This is a genomic window from Snodgrassella sp. B3088, from assembly GCF_026535815.1.
Lineage (GTDB): Bacteria > Pseudomonadota > Gammaproteobacteria > Burkholderiales > Neisseriaceae > Snodgrassella > Snodgrassella alvi_E.
In genome coordinates, this window is the sequence record NZ_JAFNPG010000001.1 from 48,960 (window position 1) to 68,114 (window position 19,155).

Genomic DNA, 19,155 nt, shown 5'->3' on the forward strand with positions numbered 1-19,155 from the left:
ATTTTATGCATTAGCATAAAATTTGCGCGGTGGTAGCTCAGTTGGTTAGAGTACCGGCCTGTCACGCCGGGGGTCGCGGGTTCGAGCCCCGTCCGCCGCGCCANTATACCCATTTAGCTGTTTTCTTTTGGGTGATTAGCTCAGTTGGTAGAGCGTCTGCCTTACAAGCAGAATGTCGGCGGTTCGACTCCGTCATCACCCACCAAACATATCTTTTATATCATTCTAGTTTTATTCATATTTGCCTTGTTATTAGCTTGCTGAGTGGTGCCGACAGCTTAATATATATATGCAAAACAATTTGACTTAGATTCGGTAAATATTCAACGTATCCTGCATAATTTAGTTTGGTTTGCTGAAAACAGTGCATGATCAAATTTGTAATTGCTTTGAGCACATCTGTATATCATATCCTCCGAGTGAAGAATAAAAAATTTGAAAACTGTTCTTAATTTTGGGTGGAGAACAAATTTCAATTGATCATTTAATTTTTTGTTTGGAGATTTATAGAGTTAATAAAAATATTGGTATATAGAGAATTCAGTTAGTTTGCATTCAGAAAAAACCAGATATTATGGACTAGATTCAGAGACTGGTTGATATGATTTATGATGAAAATGTGAGGTATTAAAAAAAGGTATCTTAAATAAAGATACCTTTTTTTAAATCTGTGGTGCGGATAAAGAGACTCGAACTCTTACACCTTTCGGCGCCAGAACCTAAATCTGGTGCGTCTACCAATTTCGCCATATCCGCATAAATCAAAACTTGATTCAGACGATTATTATAAGATAGTTTGAAAAACGTGCCAAGAAAAATAAATTAAGAATATACAAACAGATAAATATTCGGTTTAAAGGCAATAAAAATATTCTAGACAAACCTTGCTAGAAAGACGAAATAAACTGATTTCATTTAAGTAACTTGTGGTTGAATAGAATTTCATACCATATACAGATATTAATCAAATATGATTTATGTAGTCGTTCAATACAGTACAGTCTGAATTACTTTGCTTCAGACTGTACTGTATTCTCTGCATATGAAAATAGGTTTACATGGTTTCCAGTGTGTCAATACCCAGTAAAGCCAGACCTTGTCGTAAGGTTTTACCGGTCAGGCTGGTGAGCTGTAAACGGCTATTGCGCGTGGATTCATCTGCTTTAAGAATAGGACAGGCTTCATAGAAACGGCTGAATAGGGTGGCAATTTGGTACAGATAGGCAGCAAGATAATGTGGAAAAGATGTTTCTGCCACGCTATCGAGTATATCTTCAAACTTGAGTAGTTCTACAGCCAACTGAAGTTCTAATGGTTCTTTGAGGCTAATCGGTGACTGTTCATTCCATGTGCCCGCTTTACGGAAGACGCTTTGTACACGGGTGTAGGCATACTGTAAATAAGGGGCAGTGTTACCTTCTAGTGACAGCATACTGTCCCAGTCGAATACATAATCACTGGTTCGGTTTTTGCTTAAGTCTGCGTATTTTACTGCACCTATGCCAACTACCTTTCCGATATGAGCTATTTCGTCAGCACTCAGATTAGGATTTTTAGCAGCTACTAAGGCGGAAGCGCGATTCACAGCTTCGTGAATTAAATCCATTAATTTTACGGTGTCGCCACTGCGGGTTTTGAACGGCTTACCATCTTTACCCATCATAGTACCGAAAGGTACATGTTCTGCATGCACGCTATCGGGTAGCCAGCCGGCTTTACGTGCTACGGTAAATAGTTCGTCGAAATGCAGGCTCTGACGTGCATCAACTACATACATTAATCGGTCACCATGCAAGGTATTAATGCGATAGCGCAGGCAAGCTAAATCAGTGCTAGCGTACAGAAAGCCGCCATCTTTTTTCTGGATAATAAAAGGTGCTGGTTCATCATCTTGGTTTTTAAATTCTTCCAAAAAAACAACTTTGGTGCCGTCACTGTCTACGGCGATACCTTTATCCAGCAATTCGTTGACTGTAGATTGCAACTGATCGTTGTAAAAGGATTCTCCGGTTACATCTTCAGGTTGCAGTTTCAGTCCTAGTTTTTGATATATGGCCTGTGCATGCTGCAGTGATGTTTGTACAAATTGCTGCCATAATGCTAAAACTTCTTTGTCGCCACTCTGAAGTTTTACGACATACTCGCGCGCAGTATTGGCAAAGTTTTCGTCTTCATCAAATCGAACTTTGGCATTGCGGTAGAATTGTTCTAAATCAGCTAGTTCTAGTGCTGCATTGCCGTTTTTCTGCTGTTCTATCAGATAGGCTACCAGCATGCCAAACTGGGTGCCCCAGTCTCCAACGTGATTTTGCGGGATTACTTTATGGCCAAGAAAGGACAGTATGCGGTTGAGACTATCGCCTATGATGCTTGATCGCAAGTGTCCGACGTGCATTTCTTTGGCTAGATTGGGCGAGGAATAATCGATTACTACTGTTTGTGGAGTGCTGCTTTGGGCAATCCCCAGATTTTCGTTTTGTAAAGCTGATTGGATGTACTGAGCCAATTTTTCTGGGCGTAATCGTAAGTTGATGAAGCCGGGACCGGCAACCTCGGCGGAGGCTATCAACGGGTTGTCTGATAGAGAGTCAGCAACTTTTTTTGCCAGTTCACGTGGATTCTGCTTTGTTTTTTTGGCAGCACCCATTACGCCGTTAATTTGATAATCACCAAAATCACGGTTTTTGGCGGGTTGTAAAATGATCTGGTGTTCAGCAAGTCCGGTTGCGCTGAAAGCTTTTGTTACTTCAGCCGCAACTTGTTGATGTAATTTCATGTTGATTCAGTACTTAAGAAAATGACTAATTTTCGCATAAATACGCTTAAATCGCATCCGCAAAGACTATTATCGGCAAGGTGATTTTTGGATTGCTGCTGATTGTGAGATAAATGATAGTTTTACCCAGATTGGTGTTATGAATATGAGTGTGCTGGGGGCTGAATTTTGGTTGATGTGACGTTTTCTGGGTTGAAAATAAGAGCGTACATGATGGTTACCCTAGCAATTGTTTTAAGGCTTAGAGCAGAAGCTACTATTTCTTTTTATTTTTAACCTACGCGATAAAAAGCTAGACTACCTAATAGGTTTGGCCACAATGAGATACGTTTATTGCCACTCATTACGGCGCGTTGCAGCACATTTAAATGGTTTTTGGCACATAACTTGTCAAAATCCTGTAAAGTACACCAATGTATATTGGGTGTGTTATACCATTGATAGGGCATGCGTTCAGATACGGGCATGTGGCCACGTAAAGCAATTTGCAAACGGTTGCGCCAGTAACCAAAATTGGGAAAAGTAACGATGGCTTCACGTGCTACACGTTTCATTTCCTGTAAAATTTTTTCTGTATTCTGCATGGATTGAATGGTTTGGCTTAAAACGATAATATCAAAGCTATTATCATTGAAGTGTTGCAGTCCTGCTTCCAGATCAGCCTGTATTACATTGATACCACGTTGCATGGCCGCCAGAACGTAGTCTGTGGCAATTTCCAGTCCATAACCCTGACAATTTTTGTGTTTAACCAGTGCAGCCAGCAATTCTCCATCTCCGCAACCTAAATCCAGAACACGGCTATTTGGAGTTATCCAGTCGAAAATTAGTTGTAAGTCACCACGCAATGGCGTAGTAGAAGTGTTCATAATGTAAGTTCGCTAGCTATGTTATTGAAGTAAATGCGGATGGCGGCCTGATAATCCTTGTCTTCCATTAAAAAAGCATCATGGCCGTGAACGGAGTTAAGCGCGATATATTGTACAGGTTTGTTGGCTGCCACCAATGCGTCCAGCAATTCCTGTGATCGTCTGGGTGAAAAACGCCAGTCACTGCTGAAGCTGGCCAGAAATATTTTAGCTTGAATTGTTGAGACTGCGGCTACCAAATTGCCATCAAAATCTTTTGCCGGATCGAAATAATCCAGAGCTTTTGTCATTAGTAAATAACTATTGGCATCGAACATTTCGGCGAATTTGTCACCCTGATAACGTAGGTATGATTCTACTTCAAATTCGACATTGTAATCATATTGATAATTTGGCTGACGCATTTGCCGGCCAAATTTTTTGCCCAAACCGTCTTCAGCAAGGTAAGTGATGTGTCCCATCATTCGTGCAATGCGCAAACCACGACGTGGAATTTTTTGTTGTTGTACGTAGTGACCCTGACAGAAGTCGGGGTCAGTCAGTATGGCTTGTCGAGCGACATCGTTGAAAGCAATATTCTGGGTAGATAAACGGGGTGCTGAAGCGATAATCAGCGCATGGCGTAATCGTTTTGGTTGATCAATGGCCCATTGTAGTGCCTGCATTCCACCTAGACTGCCACCCATGATAGCAGCCCATTGCTGGATACCTAGCCGATCGGCCAGCATAGCTTGGCTTTTCACCCAATCTTTTACAGTAACTATTGGAAATTCAGCACCATAAGCCTGTCCGGTAGTGGGATTGATGCTTAAAGGTCCGGTGCTGCCATGGCACCCACCCAGATTGTTCAGTCCCACGACAAAAAAATGATTGGTATCAACTGGTTTGCCAGGACCAACCATGTTATCCCACCAGCCGGGATGTTTGTCATCGCGATTGTGGTAACCTGCAACATGATGATTTCCAGACAACGCATGGCAAATCAGTACCGCATTGCTTTTATCTGCATTTAGACAGCCATAGGTTTCTATCATTAGCTCAAAATGTGGTAAAACGCTACCATTCTGCAGGGTGAGCGGGCAGTCAAAAAACAGCTTCTGAGGGGTGACAAGGCCTATACTGTCTATTTCTTTCATGAGAATATGTAAAAGAATAGAAAATGGGCATTATAACGACTTTACGTTGTTTGCACAGAATTACATGTTTTGGAAAGTAAATGATTGGACGATTACTGCGTCTGTTGATAATTGTTTTGTTTTTGGTGGTGATATACAGATGCGTACTGAGAAAGCGGAATAGAGAATCAATAAATTACTGGGTGAACAGTCTGGCGATAATATTGTTAAGTATGGCAGCGCTGATATGCTTGTTATATGTGCTAAAAGGAGACTGAAGCTTCGCTAAGATAAAACGGCCAGCAATTAGTGCTGGCCGAAAACAGGTTTGAAATGTTAAATTAAATTGCTGACTTCGGCTTTTTCTTCTTCAAGCTCGGCCAGAGTCTGATTAATGCGTTGCTGGCTGAATTCATCTATTGGCAAATCTTTGACGATAGTGTACTCACCATTTTCGCAGGTCATCGGGAAGCCAAATACCATTTCTTCCGGAATGCCATAAGAACCATCAGAAGGCACACCCATAGTAACCCATTCGCCGTCAGTACCGATTACCCAATCATGAATTTGATCAATGATGGCATTGGCCGCACTAGCTGCAGAGGAAAGGCCACGTGCTTCGATAATTGCTGATCCCCGCTTACCAACTTTAGGCAGAAATTCGTTCTCATACCAGCTTTGGTCATTAATCATCTCTGCTATATTTTCGTTATCAATGGTGGCAAAGCGATAATCTGCATACATGGTGGGACTATGATTGCCCCAAACGCATAATTTACTGATTTTACTTACTGGCTTACCCGTTTTTTCTGCCAATTGACTGAGTGCGCGATTGTGATCCAGACGCATCAGGGCAGTGAAATTTTTAGCGGGTAAATCGGGCGCCGATTTCATGGCAATGTAAGCATTGGTATTGGCTGGATTGCCAACCACTACTACTTTAACATTGCGGCTGGCTACTTTATTTAGCGCCGCACCCTGAGTTGCGAAGATTTCGGCGTTTGCTTGAAGTAAATCGCTGCGTTCCATTCCTTTGCTGCGCGGGCGAGCGCCCACGAGAATGGCAATATCCGCATCTTTAAATGCTACTTCCGGATCATGAGTTGCAAACATATCAACCAGCAGGGGAAATGCACAATCCTGCAATTCCATCATGACACCCTGTGCAGCAGTCTGTGATTGTGGCAAATCAAGCAGTTGAAGAATAACCGGTGTATCGGTTCCAAGCATATCGCCGCTGGCGATACGGAATAGCAGAGCATAACCAATCTGGCCAGTAGCACCCGTTACGGCAATGCGTACAGGTTTTTTCATAACTTGTCCTCTTAATTAATAAATAAACACGACAACAAATAGTTTTTCTTGTCTTTACAAGGTGGTTGATGATGCTGCACCACAAAATTATGGTCGGTATGATAGCAAAATTTTGTTCAAAATTAAATTAATTGACGTAATGGAATGATGTTTTTTGAGAATATTTTAGCAATTTTTGTGATATCTTATGTCTTATATAAGACTTTGTTTACTTGAGTTAGAAATGTCGTACAATAGATTCAAACTTAATCCGCTTAAAAGGCATATTCCTCTATATCAGTCTGTCATGAAGCGGGTAGTACACCTACTTGTGGATGGCGATTTCAAACCTGGCCAGCCTCTTCCAAGCGAATGGAATCTGGCAGAGCAGTGGAAAGTCAGTCAGGGTACGATACGTAAGGGTCTGAGTGAATTGGCGGCGCGTGGTATTTTGCAGCGCCAGCAAGGGGTGGGTACTTTTGTTACTAAGCAAAACTGGGATTGGGGTTGTTTTCCTTTTACGGAAATACCTGCCTTACACAAGGATAGGCTGGAAAAAATCTGGCCTGTGGCTGAAGTATTGAGTCTTGCGGTTGCCGCTGCTGATGAAGAAACGGCTGAGCAGCTGGGTATTAAGGTGTCAGAATCTGTTTGGAAAATTATGCTGCTGTGGCGTACTGGTTATACAGAGGTGGCAGTAGATGAAATGTATTTACCTGTTGCATTATTACCGGATTTAAATGTACGTTTTGTGCGTCGCCGCGGTAGTTTTTATGCTTTTTTGTTGATTGAATATGATGTTCTGGTGGATACTGCGCAACAATGGCTCTGGCAGACTTCGCTGCGTGCAGAAACAGCCAAACTGTTAAAAGCGGATGTGGTTACATCTGCACTTTGTCTGGGGCGCCTAAGTCAGAGTGTTGACGGTGTAGCGTATGAGTGGCGCCGGCGTTATTTACAATTCGGAAGTCAGGCTTTGCAGCTTTCATTAAAAAGCTCAGCAGATTTTTGAAGACTGAATTGTAAATAATTTATCTGTTGTTTTTTGACTGGTTTGTTAAAAACTGGGTCAATTGCAGTAAATTTCGGTTTGAGGCGGCGTGAGTCGCTGGTTTTGAGTTAAATCTTCTAATAATCAAGAGGAGTTACCGATGCAAAAGGAAAGGCCAGTTTATCTGGATATTCAAAAGATACGATTACCCATTCCGGGTATTGTATCTATTTTTCATCGTTTCAGTGGTGTGGCACTGTTTATCTGTATTCCGGTTTTATTGTGGCTGTTTGCAGGTACGCTGTCCCATGAATCTGCGTTTAATACTTATCAGGCATTAGTACACCATCCTTTGGTTAAGTGCATTCTTTTTGTGCTGTTGCTGGCTTACGTTTATCACAGTCTGGCCGGTATTCGCTTTCTGCTTCTGGATATACATAAAGGTACAGAACTGAAAACAGCACGAGCTTCTGCCAAAGCTGTGGTGGTATGTGCAATTGTATTGACCGTTATTATTTATGGAGCGTGTTTATTATCATGATAGACCGTAAATTAGCTGGCGCGCACTATGGCTTGCGCGACTGGATTATGCAGCGCATCACCGCTGTCATCATGCTGGTGTATTCAGTGCTGTTTTTAATCATGATCATCTGTTTACCCCATACTTATCAGGATTGGCGCTGTTTTTTTAGCTTGACTTGGGTGCGCGTGGTAACTCAGATATTTGTGCTGGCACTGGTGATGCATGCCTGGATTGGTATTCGTGATTTATGGATGGATTACATTAAACCGGCGGGTTTACGCCTGTTTTTACATGTGGCTACTATTTTATGGCTGTTAGGCAGTCTGATTTATTCTGTTAAAGTGATTTGGGGGTTAGCATGAGTATGCCCAAGAGTTTGCCGGTACGTCGTTTTGATGCAGTAATTGTTGGCGGCGGTGGTGCAGGGCTTCGTGCGGCTCTGCAATTATCTAAAGCAGGTTTAAATACAGTGGTGCTATCTAAAGTTTTCCCAACTCGTTCGCATACGGTTGCTGCTCAGGGTGGTATTTCCGCCTCGCTGGGTAATGTGCAGGAAGACCACTGGAGCTGGCACATGTACGATACCGTAAAGGGTTCTGACTGGCTGGGTGATCAGGACGCAATTGAGTTCATGACTCGTCGTGCACCTGATGCGGTGGTAGAGCTGGAACACATGGGTATGCCATTTGACCGTGTTGAATCCGGCAAAATTTATCAGCGTCCTTTTGGCGGGCATACTGCCGAATTTGGTAAAAGAGCTGTCGAGCGTGCTTGTGCCGTGGCTGACCGTACTGGCCATGCCATGCTGCATACTTTGTATCAGCAAAATGTTCATGCTGAAACTCAGTTCTTTGTAGAGTGGGCAGCGCTGGATCTGATTCGGGATTCGGAGGGTGTGGTCATTGGTGTAGTTGCCATGGAAATGGAAACTGGTGAAGTTTACATTCTGCATGCTAAGGCTGTGCTTTTTGCAACTGGCGGTGCCGGTCGTATTTATGCTTCCTCTACTAATGCCTATATGAATACCGGCGATGGACTGGGGATTGCAGCTCGTGCAGGTATTCCATTGGAAGACATGGAGTTTTGGCAGTTCCACCCTACAGGTTTGGCAGGTGCTGGTGTGCTGATTACTGAAGGCGTACGTGGTGAAGGTGGAATCTTGCTAAACAGTGAAGGTGAGCGTTTTATGGAACGCTATGCACCTACTGTAAAAGACTTAGCATGCCGCGATGTAGTGTCTCGTGCGATGGCTATTGAAATTCATGAAGGCCGTGGTGTCGGTAAAAATAAAGATCATGTTTTGCTAAAAGTGGACCACCTAGGTGCGCAGAAAATTATGGAAAAATTGCCGGGTATTCGCGAAATTTCCATTCAGTTTGCCGGTGTGGATCCGATTAAAGACCCGATACCGGTGGTGCCAACCTGTCATTATATGATGGGTGGTATTCCGACTAATTATCACGGTCAGGTAGTTATGGCCAAAGGTGATGATCTGGAAGCTCCTGTACCTGGTTTTTATGCTGCAGGTGAGTGTGCGTGTGCATCTGTGCACGGAGCCAACCGTCTGGGTACTAATTCTTTACTTGATTTGGTGGTGTTTGGTAAAGCGGCCGGTGACCACATGATTGAGTATATTAATCAGCAGGTTGCTCATCGTGAATTGCCAGCTGATGCCGGTGAGAAAACCTTGGCACGTCTCAGCCGACTGGAAAATCAGACGAATGGTGAAGAAGTGTCTGATGTTCGTACTGATTTGCAGCGTTGTGTACAGTCGCATGCTGGTGTATTCCGCACCGATGCCTTGTTAAAAGAAGGCGTAGATAAAATCAATGAGATAGCTACTCGTGTGGCTAAATCTCAGATTCACGATAAGAGTAAGGTTTGGAATACAGCACGACTTGAAGCGCTGGAACTGGATAACCTGATTGAAGTGGCTCAGGCTACACTGGTTTCTGCTGCTGCACGTAAAGAATCACGTGGTGCTCATGCTTCTGATGATCACCCTAAACGTGACGATGAAAATTGGATGAAACACACATTGTATTACGCTGAAGATCAGCATCTGGAATATAAACCAGTACACACTAAACCTTTGAGTGTGGAATATATAAAACCGGCTGAACGCGTTTACTAAGGAACTATCAAGATGGAAAAAATCCGCTTCCAGGTGTACCGCTATAATCCCGATGTGGATGATAAGCCGTACATGAAAGATTATGAACTTGAAATTGAACCAACAGATGTCAAACTGCTAGATGCACTGATTAAACTGAAAGCACAGGACGATAGTCTGTCTTTCCGTCGCTCCTGCCGTGAAGGTATCTGTGGTTCGGATGGTATGAATATCAATGGTAAAAACGGATTGTCCTGCTTGACGGATATTCGTAGCCTGAAGCAGCCGATTGTGTTGAAACCTTTGCCGGCCCTACCGGTGATCCGAGACTTGATTGTTGATTTTACACAGTTTTTTAATCAATATCATTCTATTAAACCTTATCTGGTTAATGATACAGCAGCACCAACGCGTGAACGCTTGCAAACACAGGCTGAGCGTAAGGAGCTAGATGGTCTTTATGAATGTATTCTTTGTGCTTGCTGCTCAACTTCTTGCCCTTCATTTTGGTGGAATCCCGATAAGTTTGTAGGTCCCTCTGGTCTGCTCAATGCTTATCGTTTTATTGCCGATACTCGTGATACGCGTACTAATGAACGACTCGATAATCTTAATGATCCATATCGCTTGTTTCGCTGCCATACGATTATGAATTGTGTGGATGTGTGTCCGAAACACCTTAATCCGACTCGAGCTATAGGCAAGATTAAAGATTTAATGTTAAGAAGAGCAATTTGATGCAACACTTTGATGATAATGCCAAACGCCGCATTCGTTGGTTAGCTCGTAGGGGTCTGCTGGAACTAGATATTATTCTAGGCAGATTCATGACACAGGTTTTTGACCATTTGTCGGATAGTGAGCTGGCAGCTTTTGTGGCGTTAATGGATTTGCCGGATCCGGAAATTCTGGCATTAATCAATAAAGCGGAAGAATGTGCGTACCCTGAATTTGAGCCTGTTCTGGAAAAAATCAGACAGGCTGAGAGGTTGTGAAACGCCTTACTTTTGTTAATGTATTTAAGTTTAGATTATTTAAATAGAAAAATTGAAAATTAAGGAGTTAGGGATGACCAAGAACGCTATACTCAACGTCGAGGGGCAAGAGCCTTTTGAAATGCCAGTGTTATCTGGTACGCTGGGACCAGATGTGGTTGATATTCGTAAACTGTATGGTACTACCAACATGTTTATGTTTGATCCAGGTTTTACTTCAACCGCATCCTGTGAATCGAAAATCACCTTCATTGATGGTGAAAAGGGGCAGTTATATTATCGGGGATATCCCATTGAGCAACTGGCAGAACAGAGTGATTATTTGGAAACCTGTTATTTGCTTATCTATGGTGAATTACCTAATGCAGTCGAAAAACAGAAATTTGAACTGGGTGTGTTGCGTCATAACATGGTGCATGAGCAGTTGACTTGGTTCTTCCGAGGTTTTCGTCGTGATGCTCATCCGATGTCAATGATGGTGGGGGTTGTAGGTGCACTGGCGGCGTTTTATCAGGATAGTCTGGATATCAGCAATCCTGAGCATCGTCGGATCGCTGAATACCGTATGATTGCCAAGGTTCCGACACTGGCGGCCATGTGCTATCGCTATTCAAAAGGTTTACCTTTCAATTATCCGCGTAACAGTCTGTCTTATACTGGCAATTTCATGCATATGATGTTTGCCAAGCCAACTGAGGATTATGTGGTTAATCCTGTGTTAGAACGTGCTTTGGATCGGATTTTTATCCTGCATGCTGATCATGAGCAGAATGCTTCCACTTCTACTGTACGTTTGGCCGGTTCGTCTGGAGCCAATCCCTTCGCCTGTATTGCAGCAGGTATTGCTTGTTTGTGGGGTCCGGCTCATGGCGGTGCCAATGAGGCTGTACTGAAAATGCTGGATGAGATTGGTGATGTATCCCGCGTTGAAGAATTTATGCAGGGAGTTAAAGAAAAACGTTATCGTCTGATGGGTTTTGGCCACCGTGTTTATAAAAACATGGATCCTCGAGCCAAAATCATGAAACAGACTTGTGATGAAGTGCTCAATGAGCTGGGTTTACACGATAGTCCTAAATTCAAGCTGGCAATGGCTTTGGAAAAAATCGCATTGGAAGACCCTTATTTCATTGAACGCAAGCTTTATCCAAATGTAGACTTTTACTCTGGTATTGTTCTGAGTGCATTGGGCATTCCTACAACGATGTTTACTGTTTTGTTTGCTCTTGCGCGAACAGTAGGCTGGGTTTCACACTGGCATGAAATGATTGCTGACCCACATCAGAAAATCGGCCGTCCAAGGCAGTTATATACTGGTGCCGGCCGTCGCGATTATCTACCTGTAGATAAACGCTAATTTAGTTGGTGTATTCAGGCAGCTTTTTAGCTGCCTGAAACATACTAATGCTTCATCCCCATGTGCTTGCGTGGTGATCTGGAATCGGTATGTTGATATGCGGTAATCTGGAATCGGCATTCGATTCTCGAGTTGAATATTGGTAGGGGATAGTTATATTCCTGTTTTATAGTTTAAGGTAAAAAAGGGTTTTTACCATGATGGAAGAAAAAACCAGTCTTTCTTATTTATACGGTGCCAATGCTCCTTATATAGAGGAGTTATATGAGAGCTACCTGAAAGATAGAGATTCAGTTGATGAATACTGGAAAGATTATTTTGACAAAGTGGCTGCTTTGCCGGGCTATGTTGCCAAAGATATACCGCAATTACCGATTCAAGAGTCGTTTGTAAATCTGTCTAAACAGCATGGTGCTGCACAGGGCAGTGTTGATTTAAATATGTTGCAAAAGCAAGTATCAGTTTTAAATCTGATGAATGCTTATCGTATTCTGGGCAGCCGTAATGCAAATCTGGATCCGTTGAAACGGCGTCCAAAAGAATATCTGGCTGAGCTGGATCCGGCACAGTACGGTCTGACTGCTGCCGATATGTCTACTAAATTCTATACTGGCAGTGATTTTTCCCGCAGCCAGCAGCTGCCTTTGTCTGAAATTATAAATAAACTGGATCAGACATATTGTGGTACGGTTGGTGTGGAATTTATGCACATTACTCGTCCAGATGAGCGTAACTGGGTGCAAGATCGTGTAGAAAAAGATTTGTCTGCCGGTAGTTATACTCCTGAACACAAACGCCGTATTCTGAAGCAGCTTACTGCTGCTGAAACCCTAGAGCGCTACCTGCATACTCGCTACGTGGGTCAAAAACGTTTTTCTCTGGAAGGTGGAGAAAGTACTATTGTTGCGCTGGATTATCTGATGCAGCATTGTGGCAGTCAGGGTGTAGAAGAAGTCATGATTGGTATGGCGCACCGTGGCCGTTTGAACGTGCTGGTTAACATCCTAGGCAAAGAACCTCGCGATTTGTTTAGCGAGTTTGAAGGTAAATATACTACGACGCTACCAAGTGGTGACGTGAAATACCATATGGGCTTCACATCTGACTTGGCTACTGGTAATGGACCGCTGCATGTTTCTCTGGCATTTAATCCATCTCATCTGGAAATTGTGAATCCGGTTGTGGAAGGTGCTGTACGTGCACGTCAGAAACGCCGTGGGGAATCAGGTCGTAAAGCAGTATTACCGGTATTGATTCATGGTGATTCTGCGTTCATTGGTCTGGGTGTGAATCAGGCTAATTTCAACCTGTCTCAAACCCGTGGTTATACCACCGGTGGCACGATTCATATTGTAATTAATAATCAGATTGGTTTTACGACTTCTGATTTACGCGATACCCGTTCTACCGTGTACTGCACTGATTTGGCTAAAATGGTTGATGCGCCGATTTTCCATGTAAACGGTGATGATCCTGAAGCAGTGAGCTATGTAATGGGACTGGCGATGGATTATCGTAAGTCTTTCGGCAAAGATGTAGTTGTGGATATCGTTTGCTTCCGCAAACTGGGCCATAACGAGGGTGATGACCCGATGCTCACGCAGCCTATGATGTACAACAAGATTCATCAGCATCCGGGTACCCGTGCATTGTATTCAGACCGTCTGGTAAATGAAAATGTGATTAGCAAAGAAGTAGCTGATGGAATGATTCAGGCTTATCGTGATGCGCTGGATAAAGGTGAGCATGTAGAACAGACCACGCTGACTGATTACAACCACAAGCATGCTGTAGACTGGACACCATATATTGGTACTCACTGGAATCATCCGGTAGAAACCGGTATTCCTGAGGCCGATATTAAACGTCTTACTGCTAAATTTACTGCGCTGCCTGAGGGCTTTACGCCACATAATACTGTTAAAAGAATGTTGGCTAACCGTGTTGCTATGGCAGAGGGTACTCAACCTGTTGATTGGGGTATGGCTGAAACACTTGCTTATGCAAGCTTAGTAACCAATGGTAATGGTGTACGTATTTCTGGTGAAGATTCCGGTCGCGGAACTTTCTCACATCGCCATGCTGTGCTGCATGATCAGAAACGGGAAAAAAGTGATGCTGGTGCTTACGTACCATTGCGTAACTTGAGTGATAATCAGGCTTCTTTCTTGGTAATTGATTCCATTCTGAATGAAGAAGCTGTATTGGCTTATGAATATGGTTTTGCTTGCAGTGCTCCAGATCGTTTAGTTATCTGGGAAGGTCAGTTTGGTGATTTTGCCAATGGTGCACAGGTTGCCATTGACCAATTTATCACTTCAGGTGAAACCAAATGGGGTCGTCTGTGTGGTCTAACGGTGATTTTACCGCACGGTTATGATGGACAAGGTCCTGAGCACTCTTCTGGTCGTCTGGAACGCTGGCTGCAATTGTGTTCTGAAGAAAATATTCAGGTGGTAATGCCGTCTGAAGCTTCGCAGATGTTCCATGTGTTGCGTCGTCAGGTATTGCGTCCGTATCGTAAACCTCTTGTTATTTTCATGTCCAAACGTCTGTTGCGTTTCAATGAGTCTATGAGTCCGCTCAGTGATTTCACTGAAGGCCATTCTTTCCGACCGGTAATCGGTGATCAGGTTGAGGGCAATGAAAATACTGTTAAGCGTGTGATTCTGTGTGCCGGTCAGGTGTACTACGATATCAATAAAGCACGCATGGAACGTGATTTAGGCAAGGATATCGCGATTGTGCGTGTTGAACAGTTGTATCCTTTCCCTTACGAGCAACTGGCTGCTGAACTAAGCCGCTACCCGAATGCTACTGAAATTCTGTGGGCTCAGGAAGAACCGAAAAATCAGGGTGCATGGTTCCAGATCCGTCACCGCATTGAAGCGATTGCCAGCAGCAAGCAGAAAGTTATTTTTGCCGGCCGTCCTGCCAGCGCCTCTCCAGCTGTGGGCTATATGAGCAAACATGTTGCTCAGCTGAAACAATTGGTTGATGATGCTCTGGAATTGAAATAATCCGAATCTGTAATGAATAACCGGCCACCTGTGTGGTGGCCTTTGGCCCTTTTTTAGGAGTAATCCATGATTATTGATGTAACCGTTCCCATGCTTCCGGAAAGTGTGACTGAAGCCACTCTGATGACCTGGAATAAAAAAGTGGGTGAATTCGTACAGCGTGATGAAAACCTGATTGATCTGGAAACGGATAAAGTTGTGTTGGAGCTGCCTGCTCAGCAAGCAGGTAAGTTGGTCGAAATTATTGAAGCAGATGGTGCTACTGTGACTGCTGGTCAGTTACTGGCCAAAATTGATACTTCAGCTACTGCTGAAGCATCTGCGCCAGCCGCTGCTGCCCCTGCGGAATCTGCCCCTGCTGCTGCAACTTCTGCTTCTGCTGCACCGGCAAATCAGTCTCAGGCTGGTGTAGCTATGCCTGCAGCTGCTAAGCTGGCTGCGGAAAAAGGTGTAAATACTGCTACGATCCAAGGTTCTGGTCGTGATGGTCGTGTATTAAAAGAAGATGTTGCTGCTGCAGCCTCTGCATTGGCTGCTGCTCCGACCATGGCTACTACTAAAGCTGCTACACCTGTGGCTGCCGGTGATCGTGTAGAACAGCGCGTGCCGATGTCTCGTCTGCGTTCACGTGTTGCTGAACGTTTGCTGCAGTCTCAGCATGAAAATGCGATTCTGACTACATTTAACGAAGTGAATATGAAGCCGGTTATGGATTTGCGTAACCGTTATAAAGAACAGTTCCAGAAAGAATATGGTATTAAACTGGGCTTTATGTCTTTCTTTGTTAAAGCTGCAGTGGCTGCGTTGAAGAAATACCCTGTGGTTAATGCTTCTATTGATGGCACTGATGTTGTTTATCATGGCTATTTTGATATTGGTATTGCTATTGGCAGTCCTCGTGGTTTAGTTGTGCCTATTTTGCGTGATGCAGATCAGATGAGCATTGCTGATATTGAGCAGGCCATTCATGATTATGCAGTTAAAGCTAAAGACGGTAAGCTGGCTCTGGAAGACCTGACTGGTGGTACATTCAGTATTACCAATGGTGGAACATTCGGTTCTATGATGTCTACACCGATTATTAATCCACCTCAGTCTGCTATTTTGGGCATGCATGCAACCAAAGAACGTGCAGTAGTAGAAAATGGTCAGGTAGTGGTACGTCCGATGATGTATCTGGCTCTGTCTTATGACCATCGTCTGATTGATGGCCGTGAAGCTGTGTTGACACTGGTAGCTATTAAGGATGCGCTGGAAGATCCTGCTCGCTTGTTGCTGGAACTGTAATTTGATTTGCTGGCTGCCGTATTCTCAAATTATGGCAGCTTGATGAAGATAAACCGTAATGCTGGCCACACCGAATCAAATGGCGTTTGTGCCACATTACGGTTTTATTTTATCAGTCAGAAATATTCATGATTGAAAGGAATTTTAATGTCTCAATTTGACGTTGTGGTAATCGGTGCTGGTCCTGGGGGCTATGTTGCAGCCATTCGTGCGGCTGAGCTGGGTTTTAAAACTGCCTGTATTGATGCTGGTTTAAATAAAAAAGGGGATGGTCCGGCTCTGGGTGGTACTTGTCTAAATGTAGGTTGCATTCCTTCTAAAGCTTTGTTGCAGACCAGTGAGAATTACCATGCCGCGCAATCTGAATTTGCTGAACATGGTATTGATGTTCAGGTTAAGGGCTTTGATGCAAAAAAAATGATTGAACGTAAAGATGCTATTGTTAGTAAGCTGACAAATGGTATTGGTTTTCTGTTCAAAAAAGACAAAGTTGAAAGTATTTTTGGTAAAGGTTCTCTGGTTGGTCAGGCTGATGGTTTATGGCAGATTGAAGTAGATGCCAATGGTAACAAACAGGAGGTTACAGCTAAGCATGTGATTGTTGCTACTGGATCTGTACCGCGCCCGCTGCCAATTACTGAAATTGATAATATTAATGTATTGGATAATGAAGGTGCGCTGAATCTTGAAGCGGTACCAACTAAGCTGGGTATGATTGGTTCCGGTGTGATTGGTCTGGAAATGGGTTCTGTATGGAATCGTCTAGGCTCAGAAGTAACCATTCTGGAAGCAATGCCTACTTTCTTAGCTGCTGCTGACCAGCAGGTGGCAAAAGAAGCATTTAAGGTTTTCACTAAAGAGCAGGGTCTGAACATTCATCTGGGTGTAACGGTGAATGAAATTGTTAAAGCTGAAAACAGTGTGACGGTTAAATATACTGTTGGCGGTGAAGAAAAAACCGAGTCTTTTGATAAGTTAATTATTGCGATTGGCCGTATTCCAAATACCAATGGTCTGAATGCTGAGGGTGTTGGCCTGCAAAAAGACGAACGTGGTTTTATTGTAGTGGACGATGAATGCCGTACTAATCTGCCTAATGTTTGGGCGATTGGCGACGTAGTACGAGGCCCGATGCTGGCTCATAAAGCCTCTGCTGAGGGTGTGGCAGTGGCTGAACGTATTGCTGGTCAGAAACCGTTTGTAGATATGAATACCATTCCTGCTGTGATGTATACTCATCCGGAAATCGCTTGGGTTGGTCAGACTGAGGAGCAGTTGAAAGCTGCTGGCGTGAAGTATAAAAAAGGTCAGTCTAGTTTTGCTGCAAATGGTCGTGCGCTGGGTATGGGACAGGCAAAAGGTTTTGTTAAGATTCTAGCCGATGCGGAAACTGATCGTGTGCTGGGTGCGCATATCATTGGGCCGGTGGCTTCTGAGCTGATTGCCGAAGCAGTAATGGCTATGGACTTTAAAGCCTCTAGTGAGGATATTACCCGTATTGTTCATGCCCATCCGACTTTGTCTGAAGCTATGCATGAGGCTGCTTCTTCTATTAAATAAATATTAGAAGTAAGTATCAACCGCATCCTCTGGGATGCGGTTTTTTTATCTTAATTATTACATTTGATTATATGTGTTTGTATTTTAAAGTTTTTTAAGTGGGATTTTGTTTCTATTTACTGTAATATTTAGCGATGTGTGGTGATGGTCTGGATAATAATTGAGGAGAAATGTTATGCCCAGTAATTACAGTATTTTTTATGTTGATGAACCATTTAATGAGTATGCGGCGGGGGCGTTAATACAAAGAGACTATTTTTTTTATAATCAGCTGAAAACGTGGAAAACTCAGGATGAGCAATTTCTGTTTGATGATATTCATGCTAAAAAATATGATGTACGCGACGGTAGCGATTGGGAAGGGGTGTTAAAGCCACGTATTAAAGAGCGTTTAAACCGAGCAGATAATATTATTTTAATATTAAGTGAGGATACTTTTCAGTCACGCAGTTTGAAAGAGGAACTTGAATATGGAATCGGGCGTTTGAGGCTACCGGTAATTGTGATTTATACAGAAATACGCGAAAAGAAAGATATGCTGGTTAGTGGTAAAAATAATATGAACTTTAAGGTTCACTATTTCTGGAATAAGTTACCGCTTTTTAAAAAGTTAAAATCTCAGGTGCCGGTGTTGCATGTTCCATTCAATAAAGAAATGGTAGCTAAGGCGCTTAAAAAGAGTAATTTTGTTAGGAATACCCACATTAAGCCTAATAATTATATGCTTACTATGTAAGATAAGTAGGGTACTTGCTTTATCCGAGCTGCTGTTGAATTTATATTCAGTCTTCCCAGTGTCTTTTTACTTTATCTAGCGCTCTGCGATCTCGTTTAGTTGGCCGACCATCGGGATATGCAGCACTTATCTGGCTGGCCTGTTTGAGGGCTTTGAGTTCTGCACGTTTGGTGGCAACGCTTTCGTCTTCACTGTAGAGTAAACGTGCTTCAGAGGCGGGTCGGCGCATGTGATTGAGTTGCTGAACCTCAATTTTATAGGGCAATGAGTTAAGCGTCAGGTCTATACTGTCGCCTACCTGAATATTTTTGCTGTTCTTCACTTTGGCTCCGTTTACCAAAACGCGTCCGAGCTCGATGTGTTTCTGAGCCAGAGCTCGGGTTTTAAAAAAACGTGCTGCCCATAGCCATTTGTCCAGTCGCATGCTGGTGGTGCTGGCATCGTTATTTCTCTTCATTTTTGGTGTGTCCTATATAGGTGTGTTTTTTAAATGATTTAAAGCCGGTAAAAAAGTAACTTT

General features: G+C 43.3%; 17 protein-coding genes and 3 tRNA genes. 14 read left to right on the top strand and 6 right to left on the bottom strand.

Annotation, left to right across the window (positions count from 1 at the left end):
• Positions 1-26 precede the first annotated feature (26 nt).
• Both J3U75_RS00190 and J3U75_RS00195 read left to right on the top strand, forming a co-directional pair.
• Positions 27-103: transfer RNA gene (locus tag J3U75_RS00190), tRNA-Asp, on the top strand.
• Positions 104-129: 26 nt separating this feature from the next.
• Positions 130-205: transfer RNA gene (locus J3U75_RS00195), tRNA-Val, on the top strand.
• A 466-nt stretch (positions 206-671) separates the two neighbouring features.
• Here the strand turns inward: J3U75_RS00195 and J3U75_RS00200 are convergent.
• From J3U75_RS00200 to metX, 4 genes are all read right to left on the bottom strand, one after another.
• Positions 672-756: transfer RNA gene (locus tag J3U75_RS00200), tRNA-Leu, on the bottom strand.
• A 298-nt stretch (positions 757-1,054) separates the two neighbouring features.
• Positions 1,055-2,776: an arginine--tRNA ligase gene (gene argS / locus J3U75_RS00205; protein ID WP_267389973.1), complete on the bottom strand. Its 1,722-nt coding sequence runs from the start codon at positions 2,774-2,776 to the stop codon at positions 1,055-1,057.
• Positions 2,777-3,048: 272 nt separating this feature from the next.
• Positions 3,049-3,645 (bottom strand): methionine biosynthesis protein MetW, encoded by a 597-nt coding sequence (gene metW, locus J3U75_RS00210; RefSeq protein ID WP_100141529.1) that lies wholly within the window; start codon positions 3,643-3,645, stop codon positions 3,049-3,051.
• Positions 3,642-4,781, bottom strand: a complete 1,140-nt coding sequence (metX, locus tag J3U75_RS00215) for a homoserine O-succinyltransferase MetX (RefSeq protein ID WP_267389974.1) — start codon at positions 4,779-4,781, stop codon at positions 3,642-3,644. Before metX ends, metW begins: the two co-directional genes overlap by 4 nt.
• A gap of 80 nt (positions 4,782-4,861) precedes the next feature.
• On the opposite strand from metX, the gene J3U75_RS11355 reads away from it, so the two are divergent.
• Complete coding sequence (locus tag J3U75_RS11355; protein WP_416384666.1) at positions 4,862-5,038, top strand: protein MIGRI; 177 nt, start codon at positions 4,862-4,864, stop codon at positions 5,036-5,038.
• Positions 5,039-5,096: 58 nt separating this feature from the next.
• Here J3U75_RS11355 and J3U75_RS00220 read toward each other — a convergent pair whose 3' ends face one another.
• A complete protein-coding gene (locus J3U75_RS00220; RefSeq protein ID WP_267389975.1) occupies positions 5,097-6,074 on the bottom strand; it encodes a malate dehydrogenase in 978 nt (325 codons plus the stop codon).
• A gap of 223 nt (positions 6,075-6,297) precedes the next feature.
• Between J3U75_RS00220 and J3U75_RS00225 the strand changes: the two genes are divergently transcribed.
• The 11 genes from J3U75_RS00225 to J3U75_RS00275 all read left to right on the top strand — a co-directional run bounded on the left by J3U75_RS00225 (position 6,298) and on the right by J3U75_RS00275 (position 18,635).
• Positions 6,298-7,065: a GntR family transcriptional regulator gene (locus J3U75_RS00225; RefSeq protein WP_267389977.1), complete on the top strand. Its 768-nt coding sequence runs from the start codon at positions 6,298-6,300 to the stop codon at positions 7,063-7,065.
• A gap of 139 nt (positions 7,066-7,204) precedes the next feature.
• Entirely contained in the window at positions 7,205-7,585 is a 381-nt protein-coding gene (gene sdhC, locus J3U75_RS00230; RefSeq protein WP_100152105.1) for a succinate dehydrogenase, cytochrome b556 subunit, read from the top strand.
• On the top strand, positions 7,582-7,929 hold the full coding sequence (sdhD, locus tag J3U75_RS00235) for a succinate dehydrogenase, hydrophobic membrane anchor protein (RefSeq protein WP_267389978.1): 348 nt from the start codon (positions 7,582-7,584) through the stop codon (positions 7,927-7,929). The genes sdhC and sdhD overlap by 4 nt, the downstream gene beginning before the upstream one ends.
• A 2-nt stretch (positions 7,930-7,931) precedes the next feature.
• Positions 7,932-9,701, top strand: a complete 1,770-nt coding sequence (sdhA, locus tag J3U75_RS00240) for a succinate dehydrogenase flavoprotein subunit (protein WP_100141523.1) — start codon at positions 7,932-7,934, stop codon at positions 9,699-9,701.
• 12 nt (positions 9,702-9,713) lie between these two features.
• Entirely contained in the window at positions 9,714-10,418 is a 705-nt protein-coding gene (locus J3U75_RS00245) for a succinate dehydrogenase iron-sulfur subunit (RefSeq protein WP_100152103.1), read from the top strand.
• On the top strand, positions 10,418-10,675 hold the full coding sequence (locus J3U75_RS00250; RefSeq protein ID WP_100152102.1) for a succinate dehydrogenase assembly factor 2: 258 nt from the start codon (positions 10,418-10,420) through the stop codon (positions 10,673-10,675). Before J3U75_RS00245 ends, J3U75_RS00250 begins: the two co-directional genes overlap by 1 nt.
• A gap of 73 nt (positions 10,676-10,748) precedes the next feature.
• Complete coding sequence (gene gltA / locus J3U75_RS00255) at positions 10,749-12,032, top strand: citrate synthase (RefSeq protein ID WP_100141520.1); 1,284 nt, start codon at positions 10,749-10,751, stop codon at positions 12,030-12,032.
• Between the two features lie 197 nt (positions 12,033-12,229).
• A complete protein-coding gene (locus J3U75_RS00260) occupies positions 12,230-15,052 on the top strand; it encodes a 2-oxoglutarate dehydrogenase E1 component (protein WP_267389979.1) in 2,823 nt (940 codons plus the stop codon).
• Between the two features lie 66 nt (positions 15,053-15,118).
• On the top strand, positions 15,119-16,339 hold the full coding sequence (gene odhB / locus J3U75_RS00265; protein ID WP_267389980.1) for a 2-oxoglutarate dehydrogenase complex dihydrolipoyllysine-residue succinyltransferase: 1,221 nt from the start codon (positions 15,119-15,121) through the stop codon (positions 16,337-16,339).
• Positions 16,340-16,486: 147 nt separating this feature from the next.
• Positions 16,487-17,899, top strand: coding sequence for a dihydrolipoyl dehydrogenase (gene lpdA, locus J3U75_RS00270; RefSeq protein ID WP_267389981.1), 1,413 nt, complete (start codon positions 16,487-16,489; stop codon positions 17,897-17,899).
• Between the two features lie 175 nt (positions 17,900-18,074).
• Complete coding sequence (locus tag J3U75_RS00275) at positions 18,075-18,635, top strand: TIR domain-containing protein (protein WP_267389982.1); 561 nt, start codon at positions 18,075-18,077, stop codon at positions 18,633-18,635.
• A gap of 46 nt (positions 18,636-18,681) precedes the next feature.
• Here J3U75_RS00275 and J3U75_RS00280 read toward each other — a convergent pair whose 3' ends face one another.
• Positions 18,682-19,092, bottom strand: coding sequence for an RNA-binding S4 domain-containing protein (locus tag J3U75_RS00280; RefSeq protein ID WP_267389984.1), 411 nt, complete (start codon positions 19,090-19,092; stop codon positions 18,682-18,684).
• Positions 19,093-19,155: the final 63 nt, after the last annotated feature.

What these genes read in the sequence shown, in the direction of transcription:
- argS (WP_267389973.1), bottom strand. Translation starts at nt 2,776, where the DNA reads ATGAAATTACATCAACAAGTTGCGGCTGAAGTAACAAAAGCTTTCAGC.
- metW (WP_100141529.1), bottom strand. Translation starts at nt 3,645, where the DNA reads ATGAACACTTCTACTACGCCATTGCGTGGTGACTTACAACTAATTTTC.
- metX (WP_267389974.1), bottom strand. Translation starts at nt 4,781, where the DNA reads ATGAAAGAAATAGACAGTATAGGCCTTGTCACCCCTCAGAAGCTGTTT.
- J3U75_RS11355 (WP_416384666.1), top strand. Translation starts at nt 4,862, where the DNA reads ATGATTGGACGATTACTGCGTCTGTTGATAATTGTTTTGTTTTTGGTG.
- J3U75_RS00220 (WP_267389975.1), bottom strand. Translation starts at nt 6,074, where the DNA reads ATGAAAAAACCTGTACGCATTGCCGTAACGGGTGCTACTGGCCAGATT.
- J3U75_RS00225 (WP_267389977.1), top strand. Translation starts at nt 6,298, where the DNA reads ATGTCGTACAATAGATTCAAACTTAATCCGCTTAAAAGGCATATTCCT.
- sdhC (WP_100152105.1), top strand. Translation starts at nt 7,205, where the DNA reads ATGCAAAAGGAAAGGCCAGTTTATCTGGATATTCAAAAGATACGATTA.
- sdhD (WP_267389978.1), top strand. Translation starts at nt 7,582, where the DNA reads ATGATAGACCGTAAATTAGCTGGCGCGCACTATGGCTTGCGCGACTGG.
- sdhA (WP_100141523.1), top strand. Translation starts at nt 7,932, where the DNA reads ATGCCCAAGAGTTTGCCGGTACGTCGTTTTGATGCAGTAATTGTTGGC.
- J3U75_RS00245 (WP_100152103.1), top strand. Translation starts at nt 9,714, where the DNA reads ATGGAAAAAATCCGCTTCCAGGTGTACCGCTATAATCCCGATGTGGAT.
- J3U75_RS00250 (WP_100152102.1), top strand. Translation starts at nt 10,418, where the DNA reads ATGCAACACTTTGATGATAATGCCAAACGCCGCATTCGTTGGTTAGCT.
- gltA (WP_100141520.1), top strand. Translation starts at nt 10,749, where the DNA reads ATGACCAAGAACGCTATACTCAACGTCGAGGGGCAAGAGCCTTTTGAA.
- J3U75_RS00260 (WP_267389979.1), top strand. Translation starts at nt 12,230, where the DNA reads ATGATGGAAGAAAAAACCAGTCTTTCTTATTTATACGGTGCCAATGCT.
- odhB (WP_267389980.1), top strand. Translation starts at nt 15,119, where the DNA reads ATGATTATTGATGTAACCGTTCCCATGCTTCCGGAAAGTGTGACTGAA.
- lpdA (WP_267389981.1), top strand. Translation starts at nt 16,487, where the DNA reads ATGTCTCAATTTGACGTTGTGGTAATCGGTGCTGGTCCTGGGGGCTAT.
- J3U75_RS00275 (WP_267389982.1), top strand. Translation starts at nt 18,075, where the DNA reads ATGCCCAGTAATTACAGTATTTTTTATGTTGATGAACCATTTAATGAG.
- J3U75_RS00280 (WP_267389984.1), bottom strand. Translation starts at nt 19,092, where the DNA reads ATGAAGAGAAATAACGATGCCAGCACCACCAGCATGCGACTGGACAAA.